The sequence below is a fragment of the Rahnella variigena genome, assembly GCF_003610915.1.
In the GTDB taxonomy this organism is placed as follows: domain Bacteria; phylum Pseudomonadota; class Gammaproteobacteria; order Enterobacterales; family Enterobacteriaceae; genus Rahnella; species Rahnella variigena.
Genome location: NZ_NSDJ01000001.1, coordinates 285,032 through 310,349 on the forward strand (window position 1 = coordinate 285,032; position 25,318 = coordinate 310,349).

Below are 25,318 nucleotides of genomic sequence, written 5' to 3' on the forward strand. Positions count from 1 at the left end.
GGATGAAGCCTGATTATTTATAGTAAAGATATAAATCATAACCGCAAGCCTGAGCATAACGAGACAAAGTACTGAAGCTTGCCTGAGCTGGCCGCTTCTCAAGACGGGTGATTGCCGGTGGCGTGATCCCAAGCCGTCTGGCCAGTTCAGTTTTACTCAATCCGGCATCTTCGCGCAGGGTTTGCAGCAGGGCGTGAATGTGCTTTTCTGCGATGAGTTCCGGTGCCTGTGCGGAGTATATGGGTTCCTCCAGCGCCTGAGCCCGCAATTTTGCCGTTCTTAGCATATCGTTCTCCCTTATCTTTGCGGTCAGTAATAGTTAATCTTGACGATCACCGACGCATCAAACTGCCCGAGAGAAAGTGTTTTTCCCGGGATGGCACTCAGTTTTGCAGTGAAGTTTTTGGTGACCTCATTCACATTGTTAAGCTCTGCAAAGTTATCGTACCGGTTGAAAGTAATGGCCTTCTGCTGGTCGTTGTAGAGCATGAGCTTGGCACCGTTCGAAAGGTCAATCGCGGTGTCATCCAGCAGCGGACTGGCCGTTGAAAATTCTGCCTGTAGTGAGAAGTTATCCAGACATCCTTGTTTTACAGCCTTGATGGCAAACGGCAGTGAAATACCTGAAGACCGTGAAAGGGTCGTGCTTTGAATGGCGCCAAAATCGACAATCTGAGATTCCGGATACACTTTCAGATCAGAACCGCAGGCCAGAAAACGGATCCCCTGCAAGCCAGAAAGATTGTATTTGAGGTTTTTAGCACCGGGGGATTTGTTAATACCTCTGCTGCCATCAAGCTGAAAGACGGTGAACTGGTCCGCGCCTTGGTAATGCCCGCTGGAAGGTGCATTTCCACTGACTTTGATATACAGGCGGAACGTCACGTTGACGGTGACGTTCTGGCCTTTTTTGATAGGAGTACTGTTAGTACTGAGTCTCTGCTCGTTCTGTTCCAGATCCTGCCCGTTGTAGCTCACGCCCAGCAATAAGCCTTCCCCGATCGACTGGGATTTAGGGTTAAAGTAGAAATGCACAACGTCAATAATCGACCCCAGCACATTGTCGCAATAGGCCGTGACGTTGATGTCATTCGATTCCCAGACCTTGGTGCCGACAGGTACATTCGCCGGAATAGCCAGTTGCCCTACCGGTATCGCCGGTTTATCCACAATACCTGTGCCTTTCTCCACACAATCGAGCGCCAGGGCGCTGCGGGAAAATAAGAAGAGCAGGATGATGATTGCCATCCGGCCAATGGATAATCTGCAAATATCAGGCATAACAATCCCTTTTCTTTATGGTAAATCCGTTCAGTCACGGCTTCTCACGTGGTTGTTATCGCTTATCATCCTTGCTGATAAGCTGACATTGCACGGACGGGCAATTGTATTGATTGACCTGAAGACCGCCGTAATCGTCCATGTACCCGAGACTGTAACGTTCGCTGACGTACTGACTGCCGGTCAGAGATTCCGTCGCAAACGGCGCCAGCATGACGCTGTCAAAACCCGAAGCATTGCCTTTGTTGACTTTACCCAGATATCCGACAGTGATGTAAAAAGGTGTCGGATTCGTCAGTTTCAGCCCGTTGCTGAGCCGCGAAACCTGGAGCTGTTCCTGCCAGTTGGCTTTCAACAGTTTTCTCAGTTCCGCCGGGCGGAAGAACAATTTCACGCGGCTTTGGATCGCCACCTGCATCACGTTCGCCATATCACTTTTTGGCGGCACTTCGCGCACGTTGAAGTAGAACAGCGACTCGCGGTCTTTCGGTAAACCGGCGGTTTCCGGCAGTTGCAGGATACGGATCTGGCTTTTCTGCCCGGCATCAATTCGCTGCATCGGCGGCAGCGCCACCAGCGGCGAGGTGATTTTTTCGCCCTGTGCGTTCTCCAGCCAGACCTGCGCCAGATAAGGCAGCTCCTTGCTCTGGTTCTCGAGCATGACACTGACGGATTTATCGCTGGCGTTATAGATGATGCGCGTCCGGTCAAGATTCACCGCGGCGACTGCCGGATAACATGCTCCGGCCAACATCAGTACGGCTACGCAGCGTAAAATCATTTTTTTCATCTGGTTATTCCCTTACTAGTGCGATCCCTTCAGACCGCTTTTCATCATTAATTGCACGGCAGCAATACCTGCCCTGAAGAGGTTTCAGGCTGCGGCGGCACCTGAACCTGGCACTGCTGGTCGTCTCCCCAGCGGACAGTCAGGGATTTCTCACCTGACACCCCGGCCAGATAGGCCAGACCGCCGTCACCGATTAGTCCGGCTTCAAAACCGGAACTGTTGTCGGTAACTGATGCCCCGAGCGGCGGATGACTGCCATCTTTCAGGCGGATCACCGCCATCAGACGCTCACCTTTAATCGCGCGGATTTTGCGAAAACCTATTGCTCCTTCGGTCAGGGTTTTACTGACCACTGAGCTGTAGACTTCCACGTCATCCGGTAAATGGTTCACATCAACGCGGATATCAGAGGTCTGATAACTGGACACGCCATTCACCACCGCAATGCCGTAATCATTGGTCACGGACGCCCCGTCGCTTATCGGAATGCCTTTCACGCCGGTCGACACCATCATGCGAGGCTCGCTGCCCGCGCTGCTCTGATGCAAGGCCGCACCCGCCGCAGTGGCGGTAAACGAGCCGTACCAGTTCGCATTCACCGAACGGTAATCGTTATTTTTCACGCTGCCGTTAGCGCCGAACTGGCCGTACGGCGACATATGCTGATAGTTCGCGCGAAACACGCCGTTACCTTTTTGTATATCCGGGCTACTCCCGCCCGCGCCAACGCGCCAGGTATTGTTCGGGTCCTGACTGTTGTAATACGACGCGGTTTGCGAGAAGCCGCTTTGCGAATCCTGCTGCGCGTCGTAGCTGATTTGTTGTCCTGAAGACAGCGGAAGGCTGAGTGACAGGAACATCTGGTTTTCATCGGTATCACGGTAGTTCAGCTTGCTGGCCGAAAAGGTGGCAGAGACACCGGTAAAACGCCCGATATCGAAAATCTTGCTAACGGATACGCTGTAGTTGTTACTCGGATCCTCGTTCCAGTAGACCTTATGCGTCGCTGACAGATATAAGGTGATCGCCGGCCACGGCAGATACTGGTTAGCGGTCACTGTGTACGTTTGTTTGTCATCACGGGAATAGCCGTCGCCGTTCACCTTGTCGAGATACTGGTTAAAAGACATAAACGTCTTTTGTGAGAAGCGATAACCGGCGAACGTGATCTGACTGCCGGTCGAATTAAAGCGTTTGGAATAGTTGGCGCGGTAGCTGAAACCGGTTTGTTTACCCGCATCTGGTACGGTCGCAGAAGAGCGAGTCACGTCAAAAGATACCGCGCCGAGTTTTTGCAGGTTTTGCCCGATACCCAGCGCCTGCGCCTGATAATTCCCGGTCGTCGCAATCAGCCCGCCATAAAGCGAGAAATCATTTAGCGCCCCCCACGACATTTCCCCGCTGTAAAAACCCGGCTGTAAAACGCGGTTGCTGCTGCCTGTGGTCGGTTTACCCATGGCCGTTTTAAACCGCACCTGGCCTTTGCGGGTCAGAAAGGGAATGGTGGCCGTCGTCACCTGATAGGTAGTGACGCTGCCATTTTCTTCTTCGATTTTGACGTCCAGCGAACCCTGTACTGCTTCGGTCAGGTCCTGAACCACGAATGGCCCCGGCGAGACGTTGGTCTGGTAGATGACCCGTCCATTCTGGCTGATACTGACTTTGGCATTGGTTTTGGCGATCCCGGTCACCTGCGGCGCATAGCCACGTAACGACGGTGGCAACATGCGCTGGTCACTGTTTAGCGACGCACCGAGAAAGCGGAATGAATCAAAAATGTCAGAACTCAGATACGTTTGTCCCCCGGTCAGGCGTGCGCCGATAGAGGGTAAAGCGCGATACACGTATTTCTGCGTCCAGGTGAAATTATCACTGGCTGGCGAACCTGAGGTGCGGGAAGAGGAATACTGATAATCCGCACGGGCGCGCCACGCCCCGAGGTTAAACCCGGTGGTACCGTAGCTGCTGAAACTGGTCGAAGTATCGCCCTGTTGAGGCATGTAACGGCTACCCAGCAGGTTATAGTCGAGCAAAACGCCGTTTACACCCTCATCCCATTGAGAAGGTGGCACCCAGTTCTGGTCGTGGAACGTCAGCCAGGCTTGCGGAATGCTGATATTAAGCGTCTGCCTTTCCTGATCGTAACGTGTGGTCACTTCCGGCATTTTATCCAGTGACGTACATTTGCCGTGATGCCAGAGGGTTATTTTTTCCCGGGCTGCTTTGGTCAGATCGAATTTATCCACCAGTGAAGGTGGTAAGCATAACCGGCTATTTTTATTATCATCGACCGGAATATATTGAATGACACTCTGGTCACCGAAGGTGCGACCATTAAGCATCACATCCAGCAGGTACTCTCCAGGCGCGATGTAATTGGCAACCTGAAAACGCGACAGATCGACGTTATTGCGATCGGCAGAATCAATAAAGTTAACGTTAAATTCCACCGCCAGGCTTCTGATTGAAATTAAGCATCCCGACAAAAGGAAAATAAGCCAAAAACCTGTCCCCTTCCTTGTCGATGTTCCATCCATCGCAAACAACATAATAAAATCACTTTTTGCTTTTATAGATCAAACATAAACCCCTGGCGCAGGTGCACCTGGAAAATAAAGGGGAGATAACTCCCCTAAATAATAACAATGCTTATTTATAATTCAGGGCGTACGTTGCCTGAGAAACGATAGTACCGGTCGAAACTGGCTGTGAGTTGGCTTCAACGCGCGCAGCAAACACCAGCTCATTATTACCGGTGACAAGGTTAATATCTTTAGAGGTATCACCGACTTTCAGCAGGTCACCGTTCGCATCAATCAGACGAATGCCCGCACCTTTTGCAGTGCCGGTGTTAGCCAGCAATTCACTCGCGCTGCTGTCAGGTGTGCCGGCAAATGAAACGGCCACTTTAGACATCGCCGGATATTCGACGGTGCCCGCAGTTTGTGCAGTCAGGTCGCAGCCTTGCAGGTGAATGGTGTAGTTAACGTTCTGGGAATATTTATTACCGCTTTCCAGCACCTTATTTGCTACCTGACCCATGTTCACATTAATGTCCTCATCTCCTGGAGCAATTGAGCAAGGCGCATTAATAACGGTTCCGGTGAAATGAATGCGGCCAGAGCCCTGATCGGTTCCTGTCGGCGGTGTTGTAACATCATCTGCGAAAGCTGAAGCAGAAATAAGGGCAGATAAAGCGATAACCAGTGTCTTGTTCTTAGCGTTAAACATAGTAAGTCCTTGAGATTGTAACGGTAGCTATTAAGCGTTAAGCAGCTGTTAAGCGATATTATTCGCTGTACCGAAGAGAGCACCCCTCTCTTGCCAGATCAATATACTGATATTTTTGATTTAACGTTATAATAATTCGCTTAATGCAAATATTAAGAGTTTTACGCTCGGATTAATCTTTAAACATTGCCATTATGAAAGGAAATTAACTTATAAGTTAAAATAAATGATATTAAATGTTCTCTAATGAATAATAATTTTCGCATTAGATAAGGTGAGTTAAGCTTTATTTAACCAATTTATTACATTTTTAATCATAAATTTTTACTAAACACTCCTTTTTTCTCTTCCCTGGCTCCATTTTATTTATGTGGAGTGCTCCGCAATGAACATGCGCATATCCTGCTGTTTTTACTCTGCTTGCGTGATCTGACCCCCAAAAACCAAACAAAGCCAAACAGCAAACTACACTTAACCTTTGATTGACATATCATTAACAAATCAAAGGAGAAAAACCATGAGCCATGTTTATAAGCACCCTATTCCTGCCTCTGTCGCAGAACGTACCCTGATCACACCTGAGAAATATCAGCAGTTTTATCAACAGTCTGTCGAAGATCCGGATGCATTCTGGGCCGAACAGGCGAAAGTTCTGGACTGGATCAAACCTTTCACAAAAGTGAAGAACACGTCATTCGCACCGGGAAATATCGATATCCGCTGGTTTGAGGACGGTACCCTCAATCTGGCCGCGAACTGCCTGGATCGTCATTTAGCGGAAAAAGGCGACCAGACGGCGCTGATATGGGAAGGCGATGACCCTAACGCTGAAAACAAACACGTCACCTACAAACAGCTTCACCATGATGTCTGCAAGTTTGCGAATGTACTGAAAGGATTGGGTGTTAAAAAAGGCGACGTTGTCGCTATTTATATGCCGATGGTGCCGGAAGCTGCCGTTGCCATGCTGGCCTGCGCGCGTATTGGTGCCGTGCATTCAGTTATCTTTGCCGGTTTCTCACCTGAAGCCGTCTCTGGTCGTATTATCGACTCCAGCGCGAAAGTGGTTATCACCGCTGATGAAGGGCTGCGTGCGGGACGCACTATTCCGCTCAAGCAGAATGTGGACGATGCGCTGAAAAATCCTTCAGTCACCAGTGTGACACATTCCATTATTTTCAAACGCACCGGCAAACAGGGCGAGTGGAAAGAAGGTCGTGATATCTGGTGGCATGATGCCATTGATGGCGTTTCAGCTGAATGTCCGGCCGAAGAAATGAAAGCGGAAGATCCGCTCTTTATCCTCTATACCTCAGGTTCTACCGGTAAGCCAAAAGGCGTGCTGCACACCACAGGCGGTTATCTTGTCTATGCCGCTCTTACATTTAAATACACCTTTGATTATCACGATGGGGACATTTACTGGTGTACCGCCGATGTTGGCTGGGTAACGGGTCACAGCTATTTGCTCTACGGCCCGCTGGCATGCGGCGCAATCAGCCTGATGTTTGAAGGTGTACCAAATTATCCGACACCTGCTCGCATGGCTCAGGTCATTGATAAGCATAAAGTAAACATTCTCTATACGGCTCCTACCGCTATCCGTGCACTGATGGCTGAAGGCGATAAAGCGATTGAAGGGACCAGCCGTGAATCGCTGCGGATCATGGGCTCGGTGGGGGAACCCATTAACCCGGAAGCCTGGGAGTGGTACTACAAAACAATAGGCAACAGCCATTGCCCGATTGTCGATACCTGGTGGCAAACCGAAACTGGCGGTTTCATGATAACGCCATTGCCAGGCGCCACTGAGCTGAAAGCCGGTTCGGCAACGCGACCGTTCTTTGGCGTTCAGCCTGCGCTGGTGGATAACGAAGGTGTTCCACAGGAAGGTGCGTGCGAAGGCAATCTGGTGATCACCGATTCATGGCCCGGACAGGCGCGTACGCTCTTTGGTGATCATGAACGCTTCGAGCAGACCTATTTCTCAACGTTCAAGAATATGTATTTCAGTGGCGACGGTGCCCGTCGTGACGAAGATGGTTATTACTGGATCACCGGTCGTGTTGATGACGTGCTGAATATTTCCGGCCATCGTCTGGGAACCGCTGAGATTGAATCCGCGCTGGTTTCACACCCTAAAATTGCAGAAGCGGCTGTTGTCGGCATTCCGCATAACATCAAAGGGCAAGCTATTTACGCCTATATCACTCTCAATCACGGCGAAGAACCGTCACCGGAACTCTATACCGAAGTGCGCAACTGGGTGCGCAAAGAGATAGGATCCATCGCCACACCAGACGTTCTTCACTGGACGGACTCATTACCTAAAACCCGCTCCGGAAAAATCATGCGCCGTATCCTGCGCAAAATTGCTGCCGGTGACACCAGTAATCTGGGAGACACCTCTACGCTGGCGGATCCGGGCGTAGTCGACAAATTGTTGGAAGAAAAACAATCAATGAAAGTGCCGTCGTAATTTTCACCGCCCTGGCGCGGTGAACTCTATCAATGCCTCACAGGAGTCACTGAGATGAATGATCTCATTTATCAGAGAGTTGTAAATAATCCGCGCTTTAGGGAACTGGTGCAAAAACGCAGTCGTTTTGCCTGGTTACTGTCAGGGATTACCTTGGTTCTGTACGTTGCCTTTATCCTGCTGATTGCTTTTGATCCGCAGTGGCTGGGAACCCCACTTTATGAAGGTGCCACCATTACCCGGGGTATTCCTGTTGGCGTGGGGCTGATCGTTATCTCTTTCGTCCTGACCGGGATTTATGTCATCCGTGCGAATAGCGAATTTGACCGGCTGACGGCAGATATTATCCGCGAGGTGCAGCCATGAAGGCGCGTCGTGGCTCTCTCCTTTTACTGGCGTTGGCTTCAGCCTTCCCCTTCAGCCTGTTTGCCGCCGAAGGGATTGCAGGTGAAGTGAAACGTCAGCCTCTTAATATAGAAGCGATTGTAATGTTCGTACTGTTTGTCGGTGCGACGTTATATATCACCTATTGGGCAGCAAAACGTACACGATCCCGTCAGGATTACTACACTGCGGGCGGGCGTATTACCGGCCTGCAAAACGGTATGGCGATTGCTGGTGACTTTATGTCAGCCGCGTCTTTCCTGGGCATCTCTGCGCTGGTTTACACCTCCGGATACGATGGGCTGATTTACTCCATCGGTTTCCTGATTGGCTGGCCTATTATCCTGTTCCTCATCGCCGAACGTCTGCGAAACCTGGGTAAATATACCTTTGCCGACGTGGCGTCTTACCGTCTGAAACAGAAACCCATCCGGCTGCTTTCAGCCTGTGGTTCGCTGGTCGTAGTCGCGTTGTATCTTATTGCACAGATGGTCGGTGCCGGTAAGTTAATCCAGCTGCTGTTTGGTCTTAACTATCATGTTGCCGTGATCCTGGTCGGGATCCTGATGGTGCTCTATGTGTTGTTTGGCGGGATGCTGGCGACAACCTGGGTGCAAATCATCAAAGCAATTCTGCTGCTGGCGGGTGCGACATTCATGGCCGTGATGGTCATGAGATCTGTCGGCTTTAACTTCAATACGCTCTTTACTCAGGCCGTTGCGGTGCATTCTAAAGGGATTGCGATCATGAGCCCGGGAGGATTGGTTTCAGACCCGATATCAGCTCTGTCTCTTGGCCTCGCGCTGATGTTCGGTACCGCCGGTCTGCCGCATATCCTGATGCGTTTCTTCACGGTTAACGATGCTAAAGAAGCGCGTAAAAGCGTATTTTATGCCACCGGCTTTATTGGTTACTTCTATATTCTGACCTTCATTATCGGTTTCGGCGCCATCGTTCTGGTCAGTGGGAATCCTGCCTTTAAAGATGCCAGCGGTGTATTGCTCGGCGGCAATAATATGGCAGCAGTCCATCTGGCTGATGCCGTTGGAGGAAGCTTCTTCCTTGGCTTCATCTCTGCCGTCGCCTTCGCTACTATTCTCGCCGTTGTTGCAGGTCTGACATTAGCGGGCGCTTCAGCGGTATCGCATGACCTTTATGCCAGTGTTATCAAGGATGGGAAAGCCACTGAACGGGATGAGTTACGCGTTTCGAAGATAACAGTCATCTTGTTAGGGATCGTGGCGATTGCTCTGGGTATTTTGTTTGAAAAACAGAATATTGCGTTCATGGTCGGTCTGGCTTTCTCCATCGCTGCGAGCTGTAACTTCCCGATTATCCTGCTTTCAATGTACTGGTCCAAACTGACTACGCGTGGAGCAATGATTGGTGGCTGGCTTGGATTACTCACTGCAGTCATACTCATGATCCTCGGGCCAACTATCTGGGTGCAGATTTTAGGGCATGCCAAACCTATTTATCCGTATGAATACCCAGCCTTATTCTCGATGATTGTCGCCTTCGTGGGGACCTGGTTCTTCTCGATTACTGATAACTCTCAGGAAGGCCAGAAAGAAAGGGAACGTTTCTATCCTCAGTTTGTACGCTCACAAACCGGGATCGGGATCTCTCAAAGTTCTAATCACTGATTGTTCTGATTTCAGAAACGCAAAAGGCCATCCCTGAGGATGGCCTTTTGTTTGAATCTTCAGTCTTAAATCGCAGAGCCTTTGAATGTAGAAAAGACAAAAGCCCCGTACTTTTGTACGGGGCTTTTGTCTTTTTTTGATGCCTGGCAGTTCCCTACTCTCGCATGGGGAGACCCCACACTACCATCGGCGCTACGGCGTTTCACTTCTGAGTTCGGCATGGGGTCAGGTGGGACCACCGCGCTAGTGCCGCCAGGCAAATTCTGTAATTTACCGAACTCTACGCTTATTACTGGTGCTGATACCCAGAGTCGAACTGGGGACCTCACCCTTACCAAGGGTGCGCTCTACCAACTGAGCCATATCAGCACGCTTATTCTTCTAACAGCTCGCTTATAAGCAAGCTTTACTAATTTAATGCCTGGCAGTTCCCTACTCTCGCATGGGGAGACCCCACACTACCATCGGCGCTACGGCGTTTCACTTCTGAGTTCGGCATGGGGTCAGGTGGGACCACCGCGCTACTGCCGCCAGGCAAATTCTGTTTCATCCATACCGCATCATGTCATGATTTCTCACACACTCCGCCATACGAACCAATCTCGGAACATTCAGCTGAAAATCTACTTCAAGTCTCTAAAAACACCTTTGGTGTTGTAAGGTTAAGCCTCTCGGGTCATTAGTACTGGTTAGCTCAATGCATCGCTGCACTTACACACCCAGCCTATCAACGTCTTAGTCTTAAACGTCCCTTCAGGTGGCTTAAAGCCACAGGGAAGACTCATCTCGAGGCAAGTTTCGCGCTTAGATGCTTTCAGCGCTTATCTTTTCCGCATTTAGCTACCGGGCAATGCCATTGGCATGACAACCCGAACACCAGTGATGCGTCCACTCCGGTCCTCTCGTACTAGGAGCAGCCCCTCTCAATCTTCCAACGCCCACGGCAGATAGGGACCGAACTGTCTCACGACGTTCTAAACCCAGCTCGCGTACCACTTTAAATGGCGAACAGCCATACCCTTGGGACCTACTTCAGCCCCAGGATGTGATGAGCCGACATCGAGGTGCCAAACACCGCCGTCGATATGAACTCTTGGGCGGTATCAGCCTGTTATCCCCGGAGTACCTTTTATCCGTTGAGCGATGGCCCTTCCATTCAGAACCACCGGATCACTATGACCTACTTTCGTACCTGCTCGAGCCGTCACTCTCGCAGTCAAGCTAGCTTATGCCATTGCACTAACCTCACGATGTCCGACCGTGATTAGCTAACCTTCGTGCTCCTCCGTTACTCTTTAGGAGGAGACCGCCCCAGTCAAACTACCCACCAGACACTGTCCTCACCCCGGATCACGGGGCCGAGTTAGAACATCAAACATTAAAGGGTGGTATTTCAAGGTTGGCTCCACGCAGACTGGCGTCCACGCTTCAAAGCCTCCCACCTATCCTACACATCAAGGCTCAATGTTCAGTGTCAAGCTATAGTAAAGGTTCACGGGGTCTTTCCGTCTTGCCGCGGGTACACTGCATCTTCACAGCGAGTTCAATTTCACTGAGTCTCGGGTGGAGACAGCCTGGCCATCATTACGCCATTCGTGCAGGTCGGAACTTACCCGACAAGGAATTTCGCTACCTTAGGACCGTTATAGTTACGGCCGCCGTTTACCGGGGCTTCGATCAAGAGCTTCTCCTTGCGGATAACCCCATCAATTAACCTTCCGGCACCGGGCAGGCGTCACACCGTATACGTCCACTTTCGTGTTTGCACAGTGCTGTGTTTTTATTAAACAGTTGCAGCCAGCTGGTATCTTCGACTGGCTTCAGCTCCGGGAGCAAGTCCCTTCACCTACGCGCCAGCGTGCCTTCTCCCGAAGTTACGGCACCATTTTGCCTAGTTCCTTCACCCGAGTTCTCTCAAGCGCCTGAGTATTCTCTACCTGACCACCTGTGTCGGTTTGGGGTACGATTTCGTGTTACCTGGAGCTTAGAGGCTTTTCCTGGAAGCTTGGCATCAACTACTTCACCACCGTAGTGGCTCGTTATCACGCCTCAGGGTTGATATGCGACCGGATTTACCAAATCACACCCCCTACACGCTTGAACCGGGACAACCGTCGCCCGGCTAGCCTAGCCTTCTCCGTCCCCCCTTCGCAGTAACACCAAGTGCTGGAATATTAACCAGCTTCCCATCGACTACGCTTTTCAGCCTCGCCTTAGGGGTCGACTCACCCTGCCCCGATTAACGTTGGACAGGAACCCTTGGTCTTCCGGCGTGCGGGTTTTTCACCCGCATTATCGTTACTTATGTCAGCATTCGCACTTCTGATACCTCCAGCAAACCTCACAGTTCACCTTCGACGGCTTACAGAACGCTCCCCTACCCAACAACGCATAAGCGTCGCTGCCGCAGCTTCGGTGCATGGTTTAGCCCCGTTACATCTTCCGCGCAGGCCGACTCGACCAGTGAGCTATTACGCTTTCTTTAAATGATGGCTGCTTCTAAGCCAACATCCTGGCTGTCTATGCCTTCCCACATCGTTTCCCACTTAACCATGACTTTGGGACCTTAGCTGGCGGTCTGGGTTGTTTCCCTCTTCACGACGGACGTTAGCACCCGCCGTGTGTCTCCCGTGATAACATTCTTCGGTATTCGTAGTTTGCATCGAGTTGGTAAGCCGGGATGGCCCCCTAGTCGAAACAGTGCTCTACCCCCGAAGATGAGTTCACGAGGCGCTACCTAAATAGCTTTCGGGGAGAACCAGCTATCTCCCGGTTTGATTGGCCTTTCACCCCCAGCCACAAGTCATCCGCTAATTTTTCAACATTAGTCGGTTCGGTCCTCCAGTTAGTGTTACCCAACCTTCAACCTGCCCATGGCTAGATCACCGGGTTTCGGGTCTATACCTTGCAACTTGACGCCCAGTTAAGACTCGGTTTCCCTACGGCTCCCCTATTCGGTTAACCTTGCTACAAAATATAAGTCGCTGACCCATTATACAAAAGGTACGCAGTCACCCAACAAAGTAGGCTCCCACTGCTTGTACGTACACGGTTTCAGGTTCTATTTCACTCCCCTCGCCGGGGTTCTTTTCGCCTTTCCCTCACGGTACTGGTTCACTATCGGTCAGTCAGGAGTATTTAGCCTTGGAGGATGGTCCCCCCATATTCAGACAGGATGTCACGTGTCCCGCCCTACTCATCGAACTCACAACATATGCATTTTTGTGTACGGGACTATCACCCTATACTGTGCGACTTTCCAGACGCTTCCACTAACACATACGCTGATTCTGGTTCTGGGCTCTTCCCCGTTCGCTCGCCGCTACTGGGGGAATCTCGGTTGATTTCTTTTCCTCGGGGTACTTAGATGTTTCAGTTCCCCCGGTTCGCCTCATTACACTATGTATTCATGTAATGATAATGTGTCGAAACACACTGGGTTTCCCCATTCGGGTATCGTCGGTTGTAACGGTTCATATCACCTTACCGACGCTTTTCGCAGATTAGCACGCCCTTCATCGCCTCTGACTGCCTAGGCATCCACCGTGTACGCTTAGTCGCTTAACCTCACAACCCGAAGGTGTTTCCACCGTCGCGCTGCGATTATTTGAGAGACTCTGTTACAGACTAATCCACCACTCAGTACTTCTACGGAGAGTGATGTTCAGCTGTAAACTTTCAATTTTCAGCTTGTTCCAGATTGTTAAAGAGCAATATCTTAAACACGACTTGTTAAAGTCATCTTTAAGATATTCATTTGATAATGTCTTTCACACATTATCGGAGTGGCGTCCCCAAGGGGATTCGAACCCCTGTTACAGCCGTGAAAGGGCAGTGTCCTAGGCCTCTAGACGATGGGGACACGAAAATTCCGTACCAGACCACACAGTGGTTTGGCACTTTTCGCATCAGCGTAAGGTTACCCTTACTGCATCAACAGGTGCTCTTGCTCATTAATTTCATCAGACAATCTGTGTGGACACTGCACAATGCGTATCTTGAGGTAAGGAGGTGATCCAACCGCAGGTTCCCCTACGGTTACCTTGTTACGACTTCACCCCAGTCATGAATCACAAAGTGGTAAGCGCCCTCCCGAAGGTTAAGCTACCTACTTCTTTTGCAACCCACTCCCATGGTGTGACGGGCGGTGTGTACAAGGCCCGGGAACGTATTCACCGTAGCATTCTGATCTACGATTACTAGCGATTCCGACTTCATGGAGTCGAGTTGCAGACTCCAATCCGGACTACGACATACTTTATGAGGTCCGCTTGCTCTCGCGAGTTCGCTTCTCTTTGTATATGCCATTGTAGCACGTGTGTAGCCCTACTCGTAAGGGCCATGATGACTTGACGTCATCCCCACCTTCCTCCGGTTTATCACCGGCAGTCTCCTTTGAGTTCCCACCATTACGTGCTGGCAACAAAGGATAAGGGTTGCGCTCGTTGCGGGACTTAACCCAACATTTCACAACACGAGCTGACGACAGCCATGCAGCACCTGTCTCAGAGTTCCCGAAGGCACTAAGCTATCTCTAGCGAATTCTCTGGATGTCAAGAGTAGGTAAGGTTCTTCGCGTTGCATCGAATTAAACCACATGCTCCACCGCTTGTGCGGGCCCCCGTCAATTCATTTGAGTTTTAACCTTGCGGCCGTACTCCCCAGGCGGTCGACTTAACGCGTTAGCTCCGGAAGCCACGCCTCAAGGGCACAACCTCCAAGTCGACATCGTTTACAGCGTGGACTACCAGGGTATCTAATCCTGTTTGCTCCCCACGCTTTCGCACCTGAGCGTCAGTCTTTGTCCAGGGGGCCGCCTTCGCCACCGGTATTCCTCCAGATCTCTACGCATTTCACCGCTACACCTGGAATTCTACCCCCCTCTACAAGACTCTAGCTTGCCAGTTTCAAATGCAGTTCCCAAGTTAAGCTCGGGGATTTCACATCTGACTTAACAAACCGCCTGCGTGCGCTTTACGCCCAGTAATTCCGATTAACGCTTGCACCCTCCGTATTACCGCGGCTGCTGGCACGGAGTTAGCCGGTGCTTCTTCTGCGAGTAACGTCAATGCACAGTGCTATTAACACTGAACCCTTCCTCCTCGCTGAAAGTGCTTTACAACCCTAAGGCCTTCTTCACACACGCGGCATGGCTGCATCAGGCTTGCGCCCATTGTGCAATATTCCCCACTGCTGCCTCCCGTAGGAGTCTGGACCGTGTCTCAGTTCCAGTGTGGCTGGTCATCCTCTCAGACCAGCTAGGGATCGTCGCCTAGGTGAGCCATTACCTCACCTACTAGCTAATCCCATCTGGGCACATCCGATGGCGTGAGGCCCGAAGGTCCCCCACTTTGCTCTTGCGAGGTCATGCGGTATTAGCTACCGTTTCCAGTAGTTATCCCCCTCCATCAGGCAGTTTCCCAGACATTACTCACCCGTCCGCCGCTCGCCGGCAAAGTAGCAAGCTACTTCCCGCTGCCGCTCGACTTGCATGTGTTAGGCCTGCCGCCAGCGTTCAATCTGAGCCATGATCAAACTCTTCAATTAAAAGTTCGATTTGCTTAAACAAGTTAAGCGGTGCTCAGAGATTACTTCGTAATAATTCAACTAAATGAATTACTGCTTGGTCACTCTAAGACTTGACATTGCTGTCAATAAATATTTTGCCACCGAAGTGGCTGATATCGTCTTGTGAGTGCCCACACAGATTGTCTGATAAATTGTTAAAGAGCAGTGAGTTACGCGCTTTCGCTTGCTAACTCGAGGTGGCGTATATTACGCTTTCCTCATTCAGTGTCAACCGTTTATTTCATCCGATTGCCGCTGTTTTTAATCTTTCCGACCCGGTTACTTCGTGATGTTGTTCACGTTGTTCCCTGTCGATGGAGCGGCATTATAGGGATCCGAATTTTTTGCACAAGCCTTTTTTCCAATAAAAGGATCGACTGCGTGTTTTTCAACCCTTTCGCGGAGATCTCGTTCGATCCGCTGGTTTTCACGCCGATCTGATTGAGTCGAAATTGGTATTTCCTCAGACCCGAACTATATTGCCAAGGTCAAAACTCACTTATGGGGTGCTTCAGATGTCTCAGGCTTTGCGTGCTTATCAAGGATTAACACCAACATTAGGAGAAAGAGTCATGGTTGATCCCTCCAGTGTGGTGATTGGTGATGTGGATCTGGCTGATGATGTCAGTATCTGGCCGCTGGTGGTGATACGTGGTGATGTGAATAATGTCGTGATCGGCTGCAGAACCAATGTGCAGGATGGAAGCGTGCTGCATGTCACTCACCAGTCGCGGCATAATCCTGAGGGCTACCCTCTTATTATTGGAGAGGACGTGACCGTCGGCCATAAAGCTATGTTGCATGGTTGCACTATCGGAAACCGGGTACTGGTAGGAATGGGAGCGATACTGTTGGACGGTGCGATCGTTGAAGATGATGTGATGATTGGCGCCGGCAGTTTGGTGCCGCCAGGAAAAACCCTCGAAAGCGGTTATCTCTATTTAGGCAGTCCGGTTAAACAGATACGCGAGCTGACGTCAGAGGAACTTGCAGGGCTGACATACTCTTCGAATAACTATGTGACCTGGAAAGATCTCTACCGTTCACAGGAACAATAAAGAATAGCGTTGCCTGAACAGTAAAATGCACACTGTTCAGGCATTACTGGTTAAGCCAGCAAGTCTTTCTTTAACTGCTCCAGCACAGGCTCTATCTCTGGCATAACACCATGCCACATATAGAAAGCATGGGCAGCTTGCCCCACCAGCATTCCCAACCCGTCGGCATAAGCCGTTACCCCGTTATTTTTGGCCCAGGTGAGAAAAGGCGTTAAACCTGCCTGATAATACATATCGTAGACACGGGTCTGCGCGGTCAGCACTTTTTCTGGGATCGCAGGGATCTCACCTTTAATACCCGAAGCCGTGGCGTTAATGATCAGATCGAAAGACTCATCAGCCAGATCGGCTAATGCGATAGCCCGGATATCCCCTTTTTCTTCGAAGATATGGCTCAGATGTTGTGCGCGTTCAAACGTCCGGTTGGTGACAACCACTGAACAGCCATGAGACAGCAAAGGAAGTATCACCCCTCTCGCCGCGCCGCCGGCACCGATCAATAAAACCCGATCACTTTGCTTCAAAAGCGCCAGCCGCTCTAGATCACTCAGCATGCCAATGCCATCAGTGTTGTCCCCGAGTAACCGGCCGTCTTTGAGCTTTTTCAGGGTGTTCACGGCACCGGACATCGCAGCACGGTCAGTCAGTTCATCAGATTCTGCAAAAGCGCGCTCTTTGAAAGGCACGGTGATATTTGCCCCACGGGCTCCGTCGTCGAAAAAGGTTCGCAGCGTTTCTTCAAACTCTTCATGCGGAGCAAGCACAGTGCCGTAGGTGTGATCGATTCCGGTCTGGCTGGCAAACAATGCATGAATACGAGGGGATTTACTGTGGCCGATAGGATTTCCAAATACCGCGAAAGATGGCATCACTTTTTCCTTTAACCTTGACGGATCAGGTTGCCGGTAAGGGCATCCCGGATTTCTGAGGGATTTTCTCTTCCGCCGACATCGCCATCAATTACAGGGAAATTATCCCCAAACTGGAGCCGGACTTCTGCGGGCAAACGGCATGGCGGCTCGCCATTGAGATTCGCACTGGTAGATACCAGCGGCTTACCAAATTTTTGGCACAGCTCTTTGACCAGAGGATGATCAGTGACCCGTACCGCCAGCGACGTAAAGCGTCCGGTTAACCATTCAGGCGTTGACGGTTTCGCAGGCATGACCCACGTTACCGGGCCCGGCCAAAATGAGCAGATATGCGCAAGCTGTTGTTCAGTGAGCGATGAGTCATCTATATAAGGGAGAAGCTGCTGATAATTATCAGCAATCAAAATAAGACCTTTATCTTTTGGCCGCTTTTTTAGCGCCAGAAGCGCATCGACAGCCTGTTCGCTATCCGGATCACATCCGAGACCAAAGACGGCCTCAGTCGGATAAGCAACGACTTGTTGCTCACGCAGCGCATCAAGCACGAGGGTAAATGAGTTTTCTAAGCTTTTATTCATCTTGTTCGTTATCTTTAATTTCTACGGCCTTACCGCACAATTTACTGGCACAAAATAGCTTAATACCCTGCGCCGTTTTCTTTTCCATCAATAAAGGGTAATGGCAATGGACGCATTCCCCCGCCACCGGCTTGTTATTAATGGCAAACTGACAATCCGGGTAACGATCACAGGCATGAAACACTTTGCCAAAGCGTGATTTTCGCTGCAACAAATGCCCTTTACCACATTGCGGGCAATCCAGGCTGGTTTCTTCCGGTTTATCTATCACTTCAATGTGGTCACATTCCGGATACTGACTACAACCAATAAACATGCCGTAACGCCCCTGACGCAGCACTAAGGTCGACTCACATTTAGGGCATAATTGTCCATCCAGGACTTTCACAATATGGCCATCAGCCTGAGATTTCAGAGGACGAATATACTGGCATTGTGGATAGGATGAACAACTCAGAAAGGGGCCGTGGCGACCACTACGGATCACCAGATCGGCCCCGCATTCCGGACAGGATTCATTTTGCTTCTCAGCAAAAAGTGCTGCTTTTGTCATATCTTACTTTTTACCTGTTATCTCTTAATGCAGATAACCTTCATTAACCTCAAACAACAGCTCTTCCATTTGCTGATATGCACTTTCATATCCGGGAATATTAAAGAGAACCATCAGCACGACCCACTTCAGATCCTCAAGATCGAATTCTTCAGTGTCCAGAGCCATAACACGATCGATAACCATCTCTCTGGTATCGAAGTTCAGTACTTTGATCTGTTCCAGGAACAATAAAAAGCCACGACAACTGCTATCTAACCGACTTGTTTCCTCATCGGTATAAATACGTAATGCTGAAGGATCGGAATCCAGCATATAAGATGGGGTTCCACCCTCTTGCATATCCGCAAGTTTTTCAAGCCAACTCAACGCATTGTGAATATCGGCCCGGTGGAAACCAGCTTCGGTCAAGTCATCCGTTAACCTATCCTCGTCAACATTCATCTCCGCTTCGTTGTGAATGTAAGTTTCAAATAAGTACATTAGTACGTCGAACATGGCTTGCCCTCTTAATTCGGACATAGCCGCCGGATACAGCTGCGATCCATCCTGCTAACTCCAGCTCGAGTAGCTTACCTACCACTTCTGGCACAGGTTGGCCGGCACGTTCGGCGACGACGTCAACAGATGTCACCTCATATTCTACGTTAGCCAACACATCAGCAAATGGCAATTCAACTTCGCTATCTTGCGCACAAATAATCGTCTGTGGAGCAACGGAACTCTTGTTTGCAGGCTTTTTAAAAGATTCTGAAGCACGAATATCAGGAAACCAGGTCAGCCCGCTGCCAATATGCTCGGCAATATCGTTAGGCTCCGTCACCAGATAAGCGCCCTGCTGAATAAGCCAGTGCGTGCCTTCTGATGTCACACTGCCCAATGGGCCTGGGAGGGCGAACACTTCTCTTCCCTGCTCCAGTGCGTAACGGGCAGTGATAAGGGAACCACTGCGTAATGTTGCCTCGATGACCAGCACGCCAGCGCTTAATCCGCTAATTATCCTGTTACGTCGGGGAAAATGTGCAGCGAGCGGCGGAGCCGTCACTAAATGCTCTGACACCAGAGCCCCTCCAGCTTCAAGAATGTGCTGAGCTAGCGTTGAATGCCGGGGCGGATAACGTTTTAACAATCCGCTTCCCAGAACAGCAATCGTTTTCCCCTGCGCCGCAAGCGTTGCACGATGACTAATTCCGTCGATCCCCATAGCCAGACCGCTCGTCACAGTAAAACCGCTACTTACCAGCCCGCTGGCAAAGACCTGCGCGTATTGTTCGCCGTAATGAGTAAATTCACGACTCCCGACCATCGCGATTTGAGGCGAGGACAGTAAATCAGGATCCCCTTCCACAAACAGAATCAATGGAGGAGAAGATATTTGGGCCAACAAAGCCGAATACAAAGCGCTGCCAAAAGTAATCAGATGGTGATGATCGCCTTCCAGCCATCTCAGTGATTCTGCAACCCATTGCGCATTACAATGTCGAAACTCCGAGAGTTGTCCCTCTGAAAGACCGCAACTTACTAATGCAGAGGGGGAATAAATTCCGCTGTTAAATAATGACTGGATAATCCCTTCGGCCAGACCCGCATCAAGGCGTTTAACTCTCGACAAACGTACCCACACTTCCTGTAGTGTCATTATGCTTTCCTTGCTTAATGCCTTTCAGCGACTGATTCAATTGGCAGAGGATGCTGTCAATCGCAGCGGGAAATGTCTAGAATAGAGTCTATATATCTTCAATCATTTGAATAAAGATCCAGAAAAATATGTCCGTATTACAGATATTACATTTCCCAGACGAGCGGCTTCGCATTACTGCAAAACCGGTCAAAGAAGTTAACGCCGAAATTCAGCAGATCGTGGATGATATGTTTGAAACCATGTATGCAGAAGAAGGCATCGGCCTGGCTGCGACTCAGGTAGACATTCATCAACGCATCATCGTGATTGATGTCTCTGAAAACCGCGACGAACGTTTGGTTCTCATCAACCCTGAACTGCTGGAAAAAAGCGGCGAAACAGGGATTGAAGAAGGCTGCCTGTCGATCCCTGATCAACGGGCTCTCGTGCCGCGTGCAGAGAAAGTCAAAGTACGTGCGCTTGATCGCGACGGTAAAACCTTTGAGCTAGAAGCTGATGACTTGCTGGCGATCTGTATCCAGCATGAAATGGATCATCTGGTGGGTAAATTATTTGTGGATTATTTGTCCCCATTGAAACGTCAGCGTATCCGCCAGAAGATGGAAAAAATGGCCAAGCTGAACGCACGGGCTGACTAATATTCGTGTAACACAGGACACTGCTTTGCGAATCATATTTGCCGGTACTCCCGACTTTGCAGCGCGTCATCTTGACGCGCTTTTATCATCAGAACATCAGGTGGTAGGCGTTTTTACTCAGCCTGATCGCCCCGCCGGCCGCGGTAATAAACTGACCGCAAGTCCGGTGAAGATTCTGGCTCAAACTCACGACATCCCTGTTTTTCAGCCAAAATCTCTGCGTCCTGAAGAAAATCAGTCTCTGGTTTCAGCGCTCGGGGCTGACATTATGGTAGTCGTAGCTTATGGTTTAATCCTGCCAAAAGCCGTGCTCGATATGCCAAAATTGGGCTGTATTAACGTTCATGGTTCTCTTCTGCCCCGCTGGCGTGGCGCGGCCCCTATTCAACGTTCATTGTGGGCTGGGGATGCTAAAACGGGTGTCACCATCATGCAGATGGATGTCGGCCTTGATACCGGCGATATGCTGCACAAAGTAGAATGTGACATCCTGCCGGAAGATACCAGCGCATCGCTTTACAACAAGCTGGCTGAGCTGGGTCCGCAGGGTATGCTTGAAACATTACAGCAGCTGGCGAACGGCACAGCAAAACCTGAAGTTCAAAGCGAAGAGCACGTAACCTACGCTGAGAAACTCTGCAAGGAAGAAGCCCGCTTAGACTGGAATCTGTCGGCCGAACAACTTGAACGCTGTATTCGTGCATTTAACCCATGGCCCGTCAGCTTCTTTATGATTGATGATCAGCCCGTGAAAGTCTGGCAGGCTGAATGTCTGGCAACGCAACACGATAAATTGCCGGGAACTATCATCTCTGCTGACAAAAAAGGGATTCTGGTCGCGACATCTGACGGCGTTCTGAATATCACCCAGCTACAACCTTCGGGTAAAAAGGCGATGTCCGCACAGGACTTGCTTAACTCTCGTCGTGAATGGTTTATCGAAGGCACACTTTTAGCCTGACCTTTACGACTACGCCCGATATCTCGTCGGGCCATATCTCTCTGATAATGCTGGCTTCGGTCAGCTTTTTTGACTATGAAAACAGCCTATAATCTCCGTAGTATTGCAGCTCAAGCCATTAGCCAGGTGTTGGACAAAGGTCTGTCTCTTTCGACCGTTCTGCCTGGCTTGCAAAAAAATGTCTCAGATAAAGATCGTGGGTTACTTCAGGAACTCTGCTTCGGTACCTTGCGGGTTCTTCCTCAGCTGGAATGGTGTTTGCAGCAACTGATGGCAAAACCGCTCACCGGCAAGCAGAGAACTTTGCATTATTTACTGATGGTTGGCCTCTACCAGCTGATGCATACCCGTATTCCGGCACACGCCGTTCTTGCAGAAACCGTCGAAGGTGCCGTTGCCCTGAAACGCCCTCAGTTGAAAGGTCTTATCAACGGGGTTCTGCGTCAGTTCCAGCGTCAACAGGAAGAATTGTTGCAACGCATGGCGAACAATGACAGTCGCTATCTTCACCCAAGCTGGTTGCTGAACCGCCTCAAAAAAGCGTATCCAGAGCAATGGGAAAGTATTGTAGAAGCAAACAACCAAAGACCGCCTATGTGGCTGCGCGTAAACCGCATGCATCACACCCGCGATGAGTATCTGCAATTACTTAACGACGCCCAGATTGAGGCCGTTGCACATACTGAATACCGTGATGCATTGCGATTAGTCACGCCTTGTCAGGTCAATCTCCTTCCGGGATTTGCGGAAGGTTGGGTCACCGTTCAGGATGCATCGGCACAAGGAAGCGTTGATCTGCTGGATCCACAGAATGGCGAGATGATCCTCGATTTGTGCTGTGCGCCGGGGGGAAAGACCACGCACATTTTGGAAGCTGCACCAAAAGCTCATGTTCTGGCAGTTGATGTGGACGAGCAGCGTTTGAAGCGTGTGCATGAAAACTTGCAACGTTTGAAACTAAGTGCCGAAGTCAAACAGGGTGATGGCCGCGAGCCGCAGGTTTGGGCGGGTGATCGTATATTTGACCGTATTTTGCTTGATGCGCCTTGTTCAGCAACCGGCGTAATCCGCCGACATCCCGACATTAAATGGCTACGCAGAGACAGCGATATCGCTGAACTCGCGGGTCTTCAAAAAGAAATCCTTGAAGCTGTATGGCCAAGACTGAAAAGTAAGGGCGTATTAGTCTATGCCACCTGCTCAGTATTACCGGATGAAAATTCTCAGCAAGTGGCCGCATTCCTGCAATCACATCCGGATGCGACATTGGTCGAAACTGGCACGCTGGAAAATCCCGGACGACAAAATCTTCCTCATGCTGAAGATGGCGACGGTTTCTATTACGCTAAACTTATTAAAAGTTAATCATTTCCTGTCAGCAGCATTGATGCTGGCTGACAGTGTTGAGGCAAAGCAGAGAGTCATATGAAAATAATAATTCTCGGTGCCGGGCAGGTTGGCGGAACACTCGCCGAAAACCTGGTGGGTGAAAACAATGATATTACCGTTGTCGACACCAATACCGTCCGGTTACGCCAACTGCAAGATAAATTCGATCTTCGGGTTGTACAGGGACATGGCTCCCATCCGCGTGTATTGCGTGAGGCCGGCGCTGAAGACGCGGATATGCTGGTCGCTGTGACCAATTCTGACGAAACCAATATGATTGCTTGCCAGATAGCCTACTCGCTGTTTAACACGCCTAATCGTATAGCGCGTATTCGCTCAACGGAATACATCCGCGAATCTGAAAAGCTGTTCTTGCCTGAAGCCGTTCCAATTGATCATCTGATCTCGCCAGAGCAATTAGTCACAGACTATATCTACAAACTTATCGAGTATCCTGGTGCACTTCAGGTTGTCAATTTTGCTGAAGGAAAGGTCAGTATCGCCGCTGTGAAAGCCTACTACGGCGGACCACTGGTCGGTAACGCGCTTTCTTCTATGCGTGAACATATGCCGCATATTGAAACGCGAGTGGCCGCAATATTCCGTCAGGATCGTCCGATCCGTCCTCAAGGTTCGACCATCATTGAAGCAGGTGATGAAGTCTTCTTTGTGGCGGCATCGCAGCATATCCGTGCCGTCATGAGTGAACTCCAGAGACTGGAAAAACCTTATAAGCGGATTATGATCGTTGGCGGTGGCAATGTCGGCGCGGGTTTGGCGCAACGCCTTGAGAAAAATTACAGCGTAAAACTTATCGAACGCGATCAGCAGCGCGCCGCCGAGCTCGCCGAGCTTTTGCAAGACACTATCGTCTTCTATGGGGACGCTTCAGATCAGGAACTTCTGGCCGAAGAGCATATTGAGCAGGTTGATGTTTTCATTGCCATTACCAATGATGATGAAGCTAACATCATGTCTGCCATGCTGGCCAAGCGAATGGGTGCGAAGAAAGCGATGGTCCTTATCCAACGCAGCGCTTACGTGGATTTGGTTCAGGGCAGCGTAATCGATATTGCGATTTCACCGCAGCAGGCCACAATTTCCGCATTACTGGGGCATGTCAGAAAAGCTGATATTGTCAGCGTTTCTTCGCTGCGCCGCGGTGTTGCTGAAGCCATCGAGGCAATTGCACATGGTGATGAAACCACCTCAAAAGTAGTTGGCCGTACGGTCGAACAAATCAAACTTCCGCCAGGTACAACCATTGGTGCGATTGTTCGCGGGAACGATGTGATCATTGCTAACGGTACCAGCAGGATCCAACAAGGTGATCACGTTGTTATGTTCATCACCGATAAGAAATTTGTCAGAGACGTTGAGCGGTTGTTCCAGCCGAGTCCATTCTTCTTATAATTGGATGAAGAGGCTTATAGGAATTCCCGCTAATTAGTATTCTGGTAAGAACTTTTGTAGCGAAGACTCTACAAATGGTCTTTACTTGTTTTGACATATTTGATGAATTTGCCAAGGAGTATTTTATGAGTTTTATGAAAGAGTTTCGTGAGTTTGCCATGCGTGGCAACGTGGTTGACCTTGCTGTGGGTGTCATCATCGGTGCAGCATTTGGCAAAATAGTGTCATCATTTGTCGCCGATATTATTATGCCACCACTGGGATTATTGATTGGCGGGGTAGATTTTAAACAATTTGCTTTTGTTCTAAGAGATGCTCAGGGCGCTACGCCAGCCGTTGTTATGCACTACGGCGTGTTTATTCAGAACGTTTTTGATTTCATCATCGTTGCTCTGGCGATATTTATGGCGATCACTCTGATGAACAAGATGCGTCGTAAGCAAGAAGATGCTCCTGCAGCTCCGCCAAAACCAACGGCAGAAGAAACATTACTGGCGGAAATTCGTGATTTGCTGAAAGAACAACAGACGCCAAAACTCTAAAAGTAAAAGTCAGGCAGTTAAACTCTGACTGATTTTAGAAGGGCAGTGTTGAATATTCGACTGAACACTCAACACTGCCCTCCAGATAACTCCCCTTCCCATTCTTCTCTTTACGACGATAACTTCCTTTCCCTTTCTGATTCTTCTCAATACGCTGTTTGAAAAGTGGATCATGGAGAAGAGCCTGCAACGCATTATCCTGAATAATACCTTTTTGATGCTTATACTGAGTCATAGATCCTCGATATGTGAAATACATTTTGGACAAAATCCGTACACATCATACTGCGAAA

Annotated in this window: 20 protein-coding genes, 2 tRNA genes and 4 rRNA genes; 9 read left to right on the forward strand and 17 right to left on the reverse strand. The window is 49.9% G+C overall.

Annotation, left to right across the window (positions count from 1 at the left end; translation table 11 throughout):
- Positions 1-13: 13 nt before the first annotated feature.
- The 5 genes from CKQ54_RS01340 to CKQ54_RS01360 all read right to left on the reverse strand — a co-directional run bounded on the left by CKQ54_RS01340 (position 14) and on the right by CKQ54_RS01360 (position 5,302).
- Positions 14-286 carry a helix-turn-helix domain-containing protein gene (locus CKQ54_RS01340; RefSeq protein WP_112289160.1) on the reverse strand — a complete coding sequence of 91 codons (273 nt, stop codon included), beginning with the start codon at positions 284-286 and terminating at the stop codon, positions 14-16.
- A gap of 23 nt (positions 287-309) precedes the next feature.
- A complete protein-coding gene (locus CKQ54_RS01345) occupies positions 310-1,281 on the reverse strand; it encodes a fimbrial protein (protein ID WP_113878358.1) in 972 nt (323 codons plus the stop codon).
- A 55-nt stretch (positions 1,282-1,336) separates the two neighbouring features.
- A complete protein-coding gene (locus CKQ54_RS01350; RefSeq protein WP_425272797.1) occupies positions 1,337-2,062 on the reverse strand; it encodes a fimbrial biogenesis chaperone in 726 nt (241 codons plus the stop codon).
- Positions 2,063-2,118: 56 nt separating this feature from the next.
- Complete coding sequence (locus CKQ54_RS01355) at positions 2,119-4,521, reverse strand: fimbria/pilus outer membrane usher protein (RefSeq protein ID WP_244220158.1); 2,403 nt, start codon at positions 4,519-4,521, stop codon at positions 2,119-2,121.
- 199 nt (positions 4,522-4,720) lie between these two features.
- Complete coding sequence (locus tag CKQ54_RS01360; protein ID WP_120162446.1) at positions 4,721-5,302, reverse strand: fimbrial protein; 582 nt, start codon at positions 5,300-5,302, stop codon at positions 4,721-4,723.
- 517 nt (positions 5,303-5,819) lie between these two features.
- On the opposite strand from CKQ54_RS01360, the gene acs reads away from it, so the two are divergent.
- Genes acs through actP form a run of 3 tightly spaced genes read left to right on the forward strand, consistent with a single transcriptional unit; the run spans position 5,820 to position 9,811 of the window.
- A complete protein-coding gene (acs, locus tag CKQ54_RS01365) occupies positions 5,820-7,781 on the forward strand; it encodes an acetate--CoA ligase (protein WP_120162447.1) in 1,962 nt (653 codons plus the stop codon).
- Positions 7,782-7,835: 54 nt separating this feature from the next.
- Positions 7,836-8,147, forward strand: a complete 312-nt coding sequence (locus CKQ54_RS01370; RefSeq protein WP_112289154.1) for a DUF485 domain-containing protein — start codon at positions 7,836-7,838, stop codon at positions 8,145-8,147.
- Complete coding sequence (gene actP, locus CKQ54_RS01375) at positions 8,144-9,811, forward strand: cation/acetate symporter ActP (protein ID WP_120162448.1); 1,668 nt, start codon at positions 8,144-8,146, stop codon at positions 9,809-9,811. The genes CKQ54_RS01370 and actP overlap by 4 nt, the downstream gene beginning before the upstream one ends.
- Before the next feature lie 141 nt (positions 9,812-9,952).
- Here actP and rrf (CKQ54_RS01380) read toward each other — a convergent pair.
- The 6 genes from rrf (CKQ54_RS01380) to CKQ54_RS01405 all read right to left on the reverse strand — a co-directional run bounded on the left by rrf (CKQ54_RS01380) (position 9,953) and on the right by CKQ54_RS01405 (position 15,358).
- Positions 9,953-10,068 (reverse strand): 5S ribosomal RNA (gene rrf / locus CKQ54_RS01380).
- Positions 10,069-10,104: 36 nt separating this feature from the next.
- Positions 10,105-10,180 (reverse strand) — tRNA-Thr (locus CKQ54_RS01385).
- Between the two features lie 50 nt (positions 10,181-10,230).
- Positions 10,231-10,346: ribosomal RNA gene (rrf, locus tag CKQ54_RS01390) — 5S ribosomal RNA — on the reverse strand.
- Positions 10,347-10,469: 123 nt separating this feature from the next.
- Positions 10,470-13,378 (reverse strand): 23S ribosomal RNA (locus CKQ54_RS01395).
- A 219-nt stretch (positions 13,379-13,597) separates the two neighbouring features.
- Positions 13,598-13,673: transfer RNA gene (locus CKQ54_RS01400), tRNA-Glu, on the reverse strand.
- A gap of 142 nt (positions 13,674-13,815) precedes the next feature.
- Positions 13,816-15,358, reverse strand: a 16S ribosomal RNA gene (locus CKQ54_RS01405).
- Together the 16S, 23S and 5S rRNA genes with 2 tRNA genes alongside form the textbook arrangement of a ribosomal RNA operon.
- Before the next feature lie 536 nt (positions 15,359-15,894).
- Between CKQ54_RS01405 and CKQ54_RS01410 the strand changes: the two genes are divergently transcribed.
- Positions 15,895-16,437, forward strand: a complete 543-nt coding sequence (locus tag CKQ54_RS01410) for a gamma carbonic anhydrase family protein (protein WP_120163957.1) — start codon at positions 15,895-15,897, stop codon at positions 16,435-16,437.
- Positions 16,438-16,487: 50 nt separating this feature from the next.
- On the opposite strand, the gene aroE is transcribed toward CKQ54_RS01410, so the two are convergent.
- The 5 genes from aroE to dprA are packed head-to-tail and all read right to left on the reverse strand — an operon-like array spanning position 16,488 to position 20,079.
- A complete protein-coding gene (gene aroE, locus CKQ54_RS01415) occupies positions 16,488-17,309 on the reverse strand; it encodes a shikimate dehydrogenase (RefSeq protein WP_167459613.1) in 822 nt (273 codons plus the stop codon).
- An 8-nt stretch (positions 17,310-17,317) separates the two neighbouring features.
- Positions 17,318-17,887 carry an L-threonylcarbamoyladenylate synthase type 1 TsaC gene (tsaC, locus tag CKQ54_RS01420; RefSeq protein ID WP_120163959.1) on the reverse strand — a complete coding sequence of 190 codons (570 nt, stop codon included), beginning with the start codon at positions 17,885-17,887 and terminating at the stop codon, positions 17,318-17,320.
- Positions 17,880-18,440, reverse strand: coding sequence for a DNA topoisomerase family protein (locus CKQ54_RS01425; protein ID WP_112288150.1), 561 nt, complete (start codon positions 18,438-18,440; stop codon positions 17,880-17,882). The genes tsaC and CKQ54_RS01425 overlap by 8 nt, the downstream gene beginning before the upstream one ends.
- A 24-nt stretch (positions 18,441-18,464) precedes the next feature.
- Positions 18,465-18,938 carry a DUF494 family protein gene (locus CKQ54_RS01430; protein WP_112288149.1) on the reverse strand — a complete coding sequence of 158 codons (474 nt, stop codon included), beginning with the start codon at positions 18,936-18,938 and terminating at the stop codon, positions 18,465-18,467.
- The gene (dprA, locus tag CKQ54_RS01435; protein WP_120163960.1) at positions 18,910-20,079 is read right to left on the reverse strand and encodes a DNA-protecting protein DprA; all 1,170 of its coding nucleotides are present in this window, start codon (positions 20,077-20,079) and stop codon (positions 18,910-18,912) included. The genes CKQ54_RS01430 and dprA overlap by 29 nt, the downstream gene beginning before the upstream one ends.
- A 128-nt stretch (positions 20,080-20,207) precedes the next feature.
- Here dprA and def point away from each other — a divergent pair, with 128 nt between their 5' ends.
- The 5 genes from def (at position 20,208) to mscL (ending at position 25,025) form a co-directional block, all read left to right on the forward strand.
- A complete protein-coding gene (gene def / locus CKQ54_RS01440; RefSeq protein WP_112288147.1) occupies positions 20,208-20,720 on the forward strand; it encodes a peptide deformylase in 513 nt (170 codons plus the stop codon).
- A 1-nt stretch (position 20,721) separates the two neighbouring features.
- Complete coding sequence (fmt, locus tag CKQ54_RS01445; protein ID WP_208644603.1) at positions 20,722-21,681, forward strand: methionyl-tRNA formyltransferase; 960 nt, start codon at positions 20,722-20,724, stop codon at positions 21,679-21,681.
- A 75-nt stretch (positions 21,682-21,756) separates the two neighbouring features.
- Positions 21,757-23,046 carry a 16S rRNA (cytosine(967)-C(5))-methyltransferase RsmB gene (rsmB, locus tag CKQ54_RS01450; protein ID WP_120163962.1) on the forward strand — a complete coding sequence of 430 codons (1,290 nt, stop codon included), beginning with the start codon at positions 21,757-21,759 and terminating at the stop codon, positions 23,044-23,046.
- A gap of 60 nt (positions 23,047-23,106) precedes the next feature.
- Complete coding sequence (gene trkA / locus CKQ54_RS01455; RefSeq protein ID WP_112288144.1) at positions 23,107-24,483, forward strand: Trk system potassium transporter TrkA; 1,377 nt, start codon at positions 23,107-23,109, stop codon at positions 24,481-24,483.
- Between the two features lie 125 nt (positions 24,484-24,608).
- Entirely contained in the window at positions 24,609-25,025 is a 417-nt protein-coding gene (mscL, locus tag CKQ54_RS01460; RefSeq protein WP_112288143.1) for a large-conductance mechanosensitive channel protein MscL, read from the forward strand.
- Positions 25,026-25,059: 34 nt separating this feature from the next.
- Here mscL and CKQ54_RS01465 read toward each other — a convergent pair whose 3' ends face one another.
- Positions 25,060-25,260 carry an alternative ribosome-rescue factor A gene (locus tag CKQ54_RS01465; RefSeq protein ID WP_112288142.1) on the reverse strand — a complete coding sequence of 67 codons (201 nt, stop codon included), beginning with the start codon at positions 25,258-25,260 and terminating at the stop codon, positions 25,060-25,062.
- Between the last annotated feature and the right edge of the window lie 58 nt (positions 25,261-25,318).

What these genes read in the sequence shown, in the direction of transcription:
- CKQ54_RS01430 (WP_112288149.1), bottom strand. Translation starts at nt 18,938, where the DNA reads ATGTTCGACGTACTAATGTACTTATTTGAAACTTACATTCACAACGAA.
- CKQ54_RS01410 (WP_120163957.1), top strand. Translation starts at nt 15,895, where the DNA reads ATGTCTCAGGCTTTGCGTGCTTATCAAGGATTAACACCAACATTAGGA.
- trkA (WP_112288144.1), top strand. Translation starts at nt 23,107, where the DNA reads ATGAAAATAATAATTCTCGGTGCCGGGCAGGTTGGCGGAACACTCGCC.
- CKQ54_RS01360 (WP_120162446.1), bottom strand. Translation starts at nt 5,302, where the DNA reads ATGTTTAACGCTAAGAACAAGACACTGGTTATCGCTTTATCTGCCCTT.
- CKQ54_RS01465 (WP_112288142.1), bottom strand. Translation starts at nt 25,260, where the DNA reads ATGACTCAGTATAAGCATCAAAAAGGTATTATTCAGGATAATGCGTTG.
- def (WP_112288147.1), top strand. Translation starts at nt 20,208, where the DNA reads ATGTCCGTATTACAGATATTACATTTCCCAGACGAGCGGCTTCGCATT.
- CKQ54_RS01370 (WP_112289154.1), top strand. Translation starts at nt 7,836, where the DNA reads ATGAATGATCTCATTTATCAGAGAGTTGTAAATAATCCGCGCTTTAGG.
- tsaC (WP_120163959.1), bottom strand. Translation starts at nt 17,887, where the DNA reads ATGAATAAAAGCTTAGAAAACTCATTTACCCTCGTGCTTGATGCGCTG.
- CKQ54_RS01345 (WP_113878358.1), bottom strand. Translation starts at nt 1,281, where the DNA reads ATGCCTGATATTTGCAGATTATCCATTGGCCGGATGGCAATCATCATC.
- CKQ54_RS01350 (WP_425272797.1), bottom strand. Translation starts at nt 2,062, where the DNA reads ATGATTTTACGCTGCGTAGCCGTACTGATGTTGGCCGGAGCATGTTAT.
- actP (WP_120162448.1), top strand. Translation starts at nt 8,144, where the DNA reads ATGAAGGCGCGTCGTGGCTCTCTCCTTTTACTGGCGTTGGCTTCAGCC.
- CKQ54_RS01340 (WP_112289160.1), bottom strand. Translation starts at nt 286, where the DNA reads ATGCTAAGAACGGCAAAATTGCGGGCTCAGGCGCTGGAGGAACCCATA.
- acs (WP_120162447.1), top strand. Translation starts at nt 5,820, where the DNA reads ATGAGCCATGTTTATAAGCACCCTATTCCTGCCTCTGTCGCAGAACGT.
- dprA (WP_120163960.1), bottom strand. Translation starts at nt 20,079, where the DNA reads ATGACACTACAGGAAGTGTGGGTACGTTTGTCGAGAGTTAAACGCCTT.
- rsmB (WP_120163962.1), top strand. Translation starts at nt 21,757, where the DNA reads ATGAAAACAGCCTATAATCTCCGTAGTATTGCAGCTCAAGCCATTAGC.
- mscL (WP_112288143.1), top strand. Translation starts at nt 24,609, where the DNA reads ATGAGTTTTATGAAAGAGTTTCGTGAGTTTGCCATGCGTGGCAACGTG.
- CKQ54_RS01425 (WP_112288150.1), bottom strand. Translation starts at nt 18,440, where the DNA reads ATGACAAAAGCAGCACTTTTTGCTGAGAAGCAAAATGAATCCTGTCCG.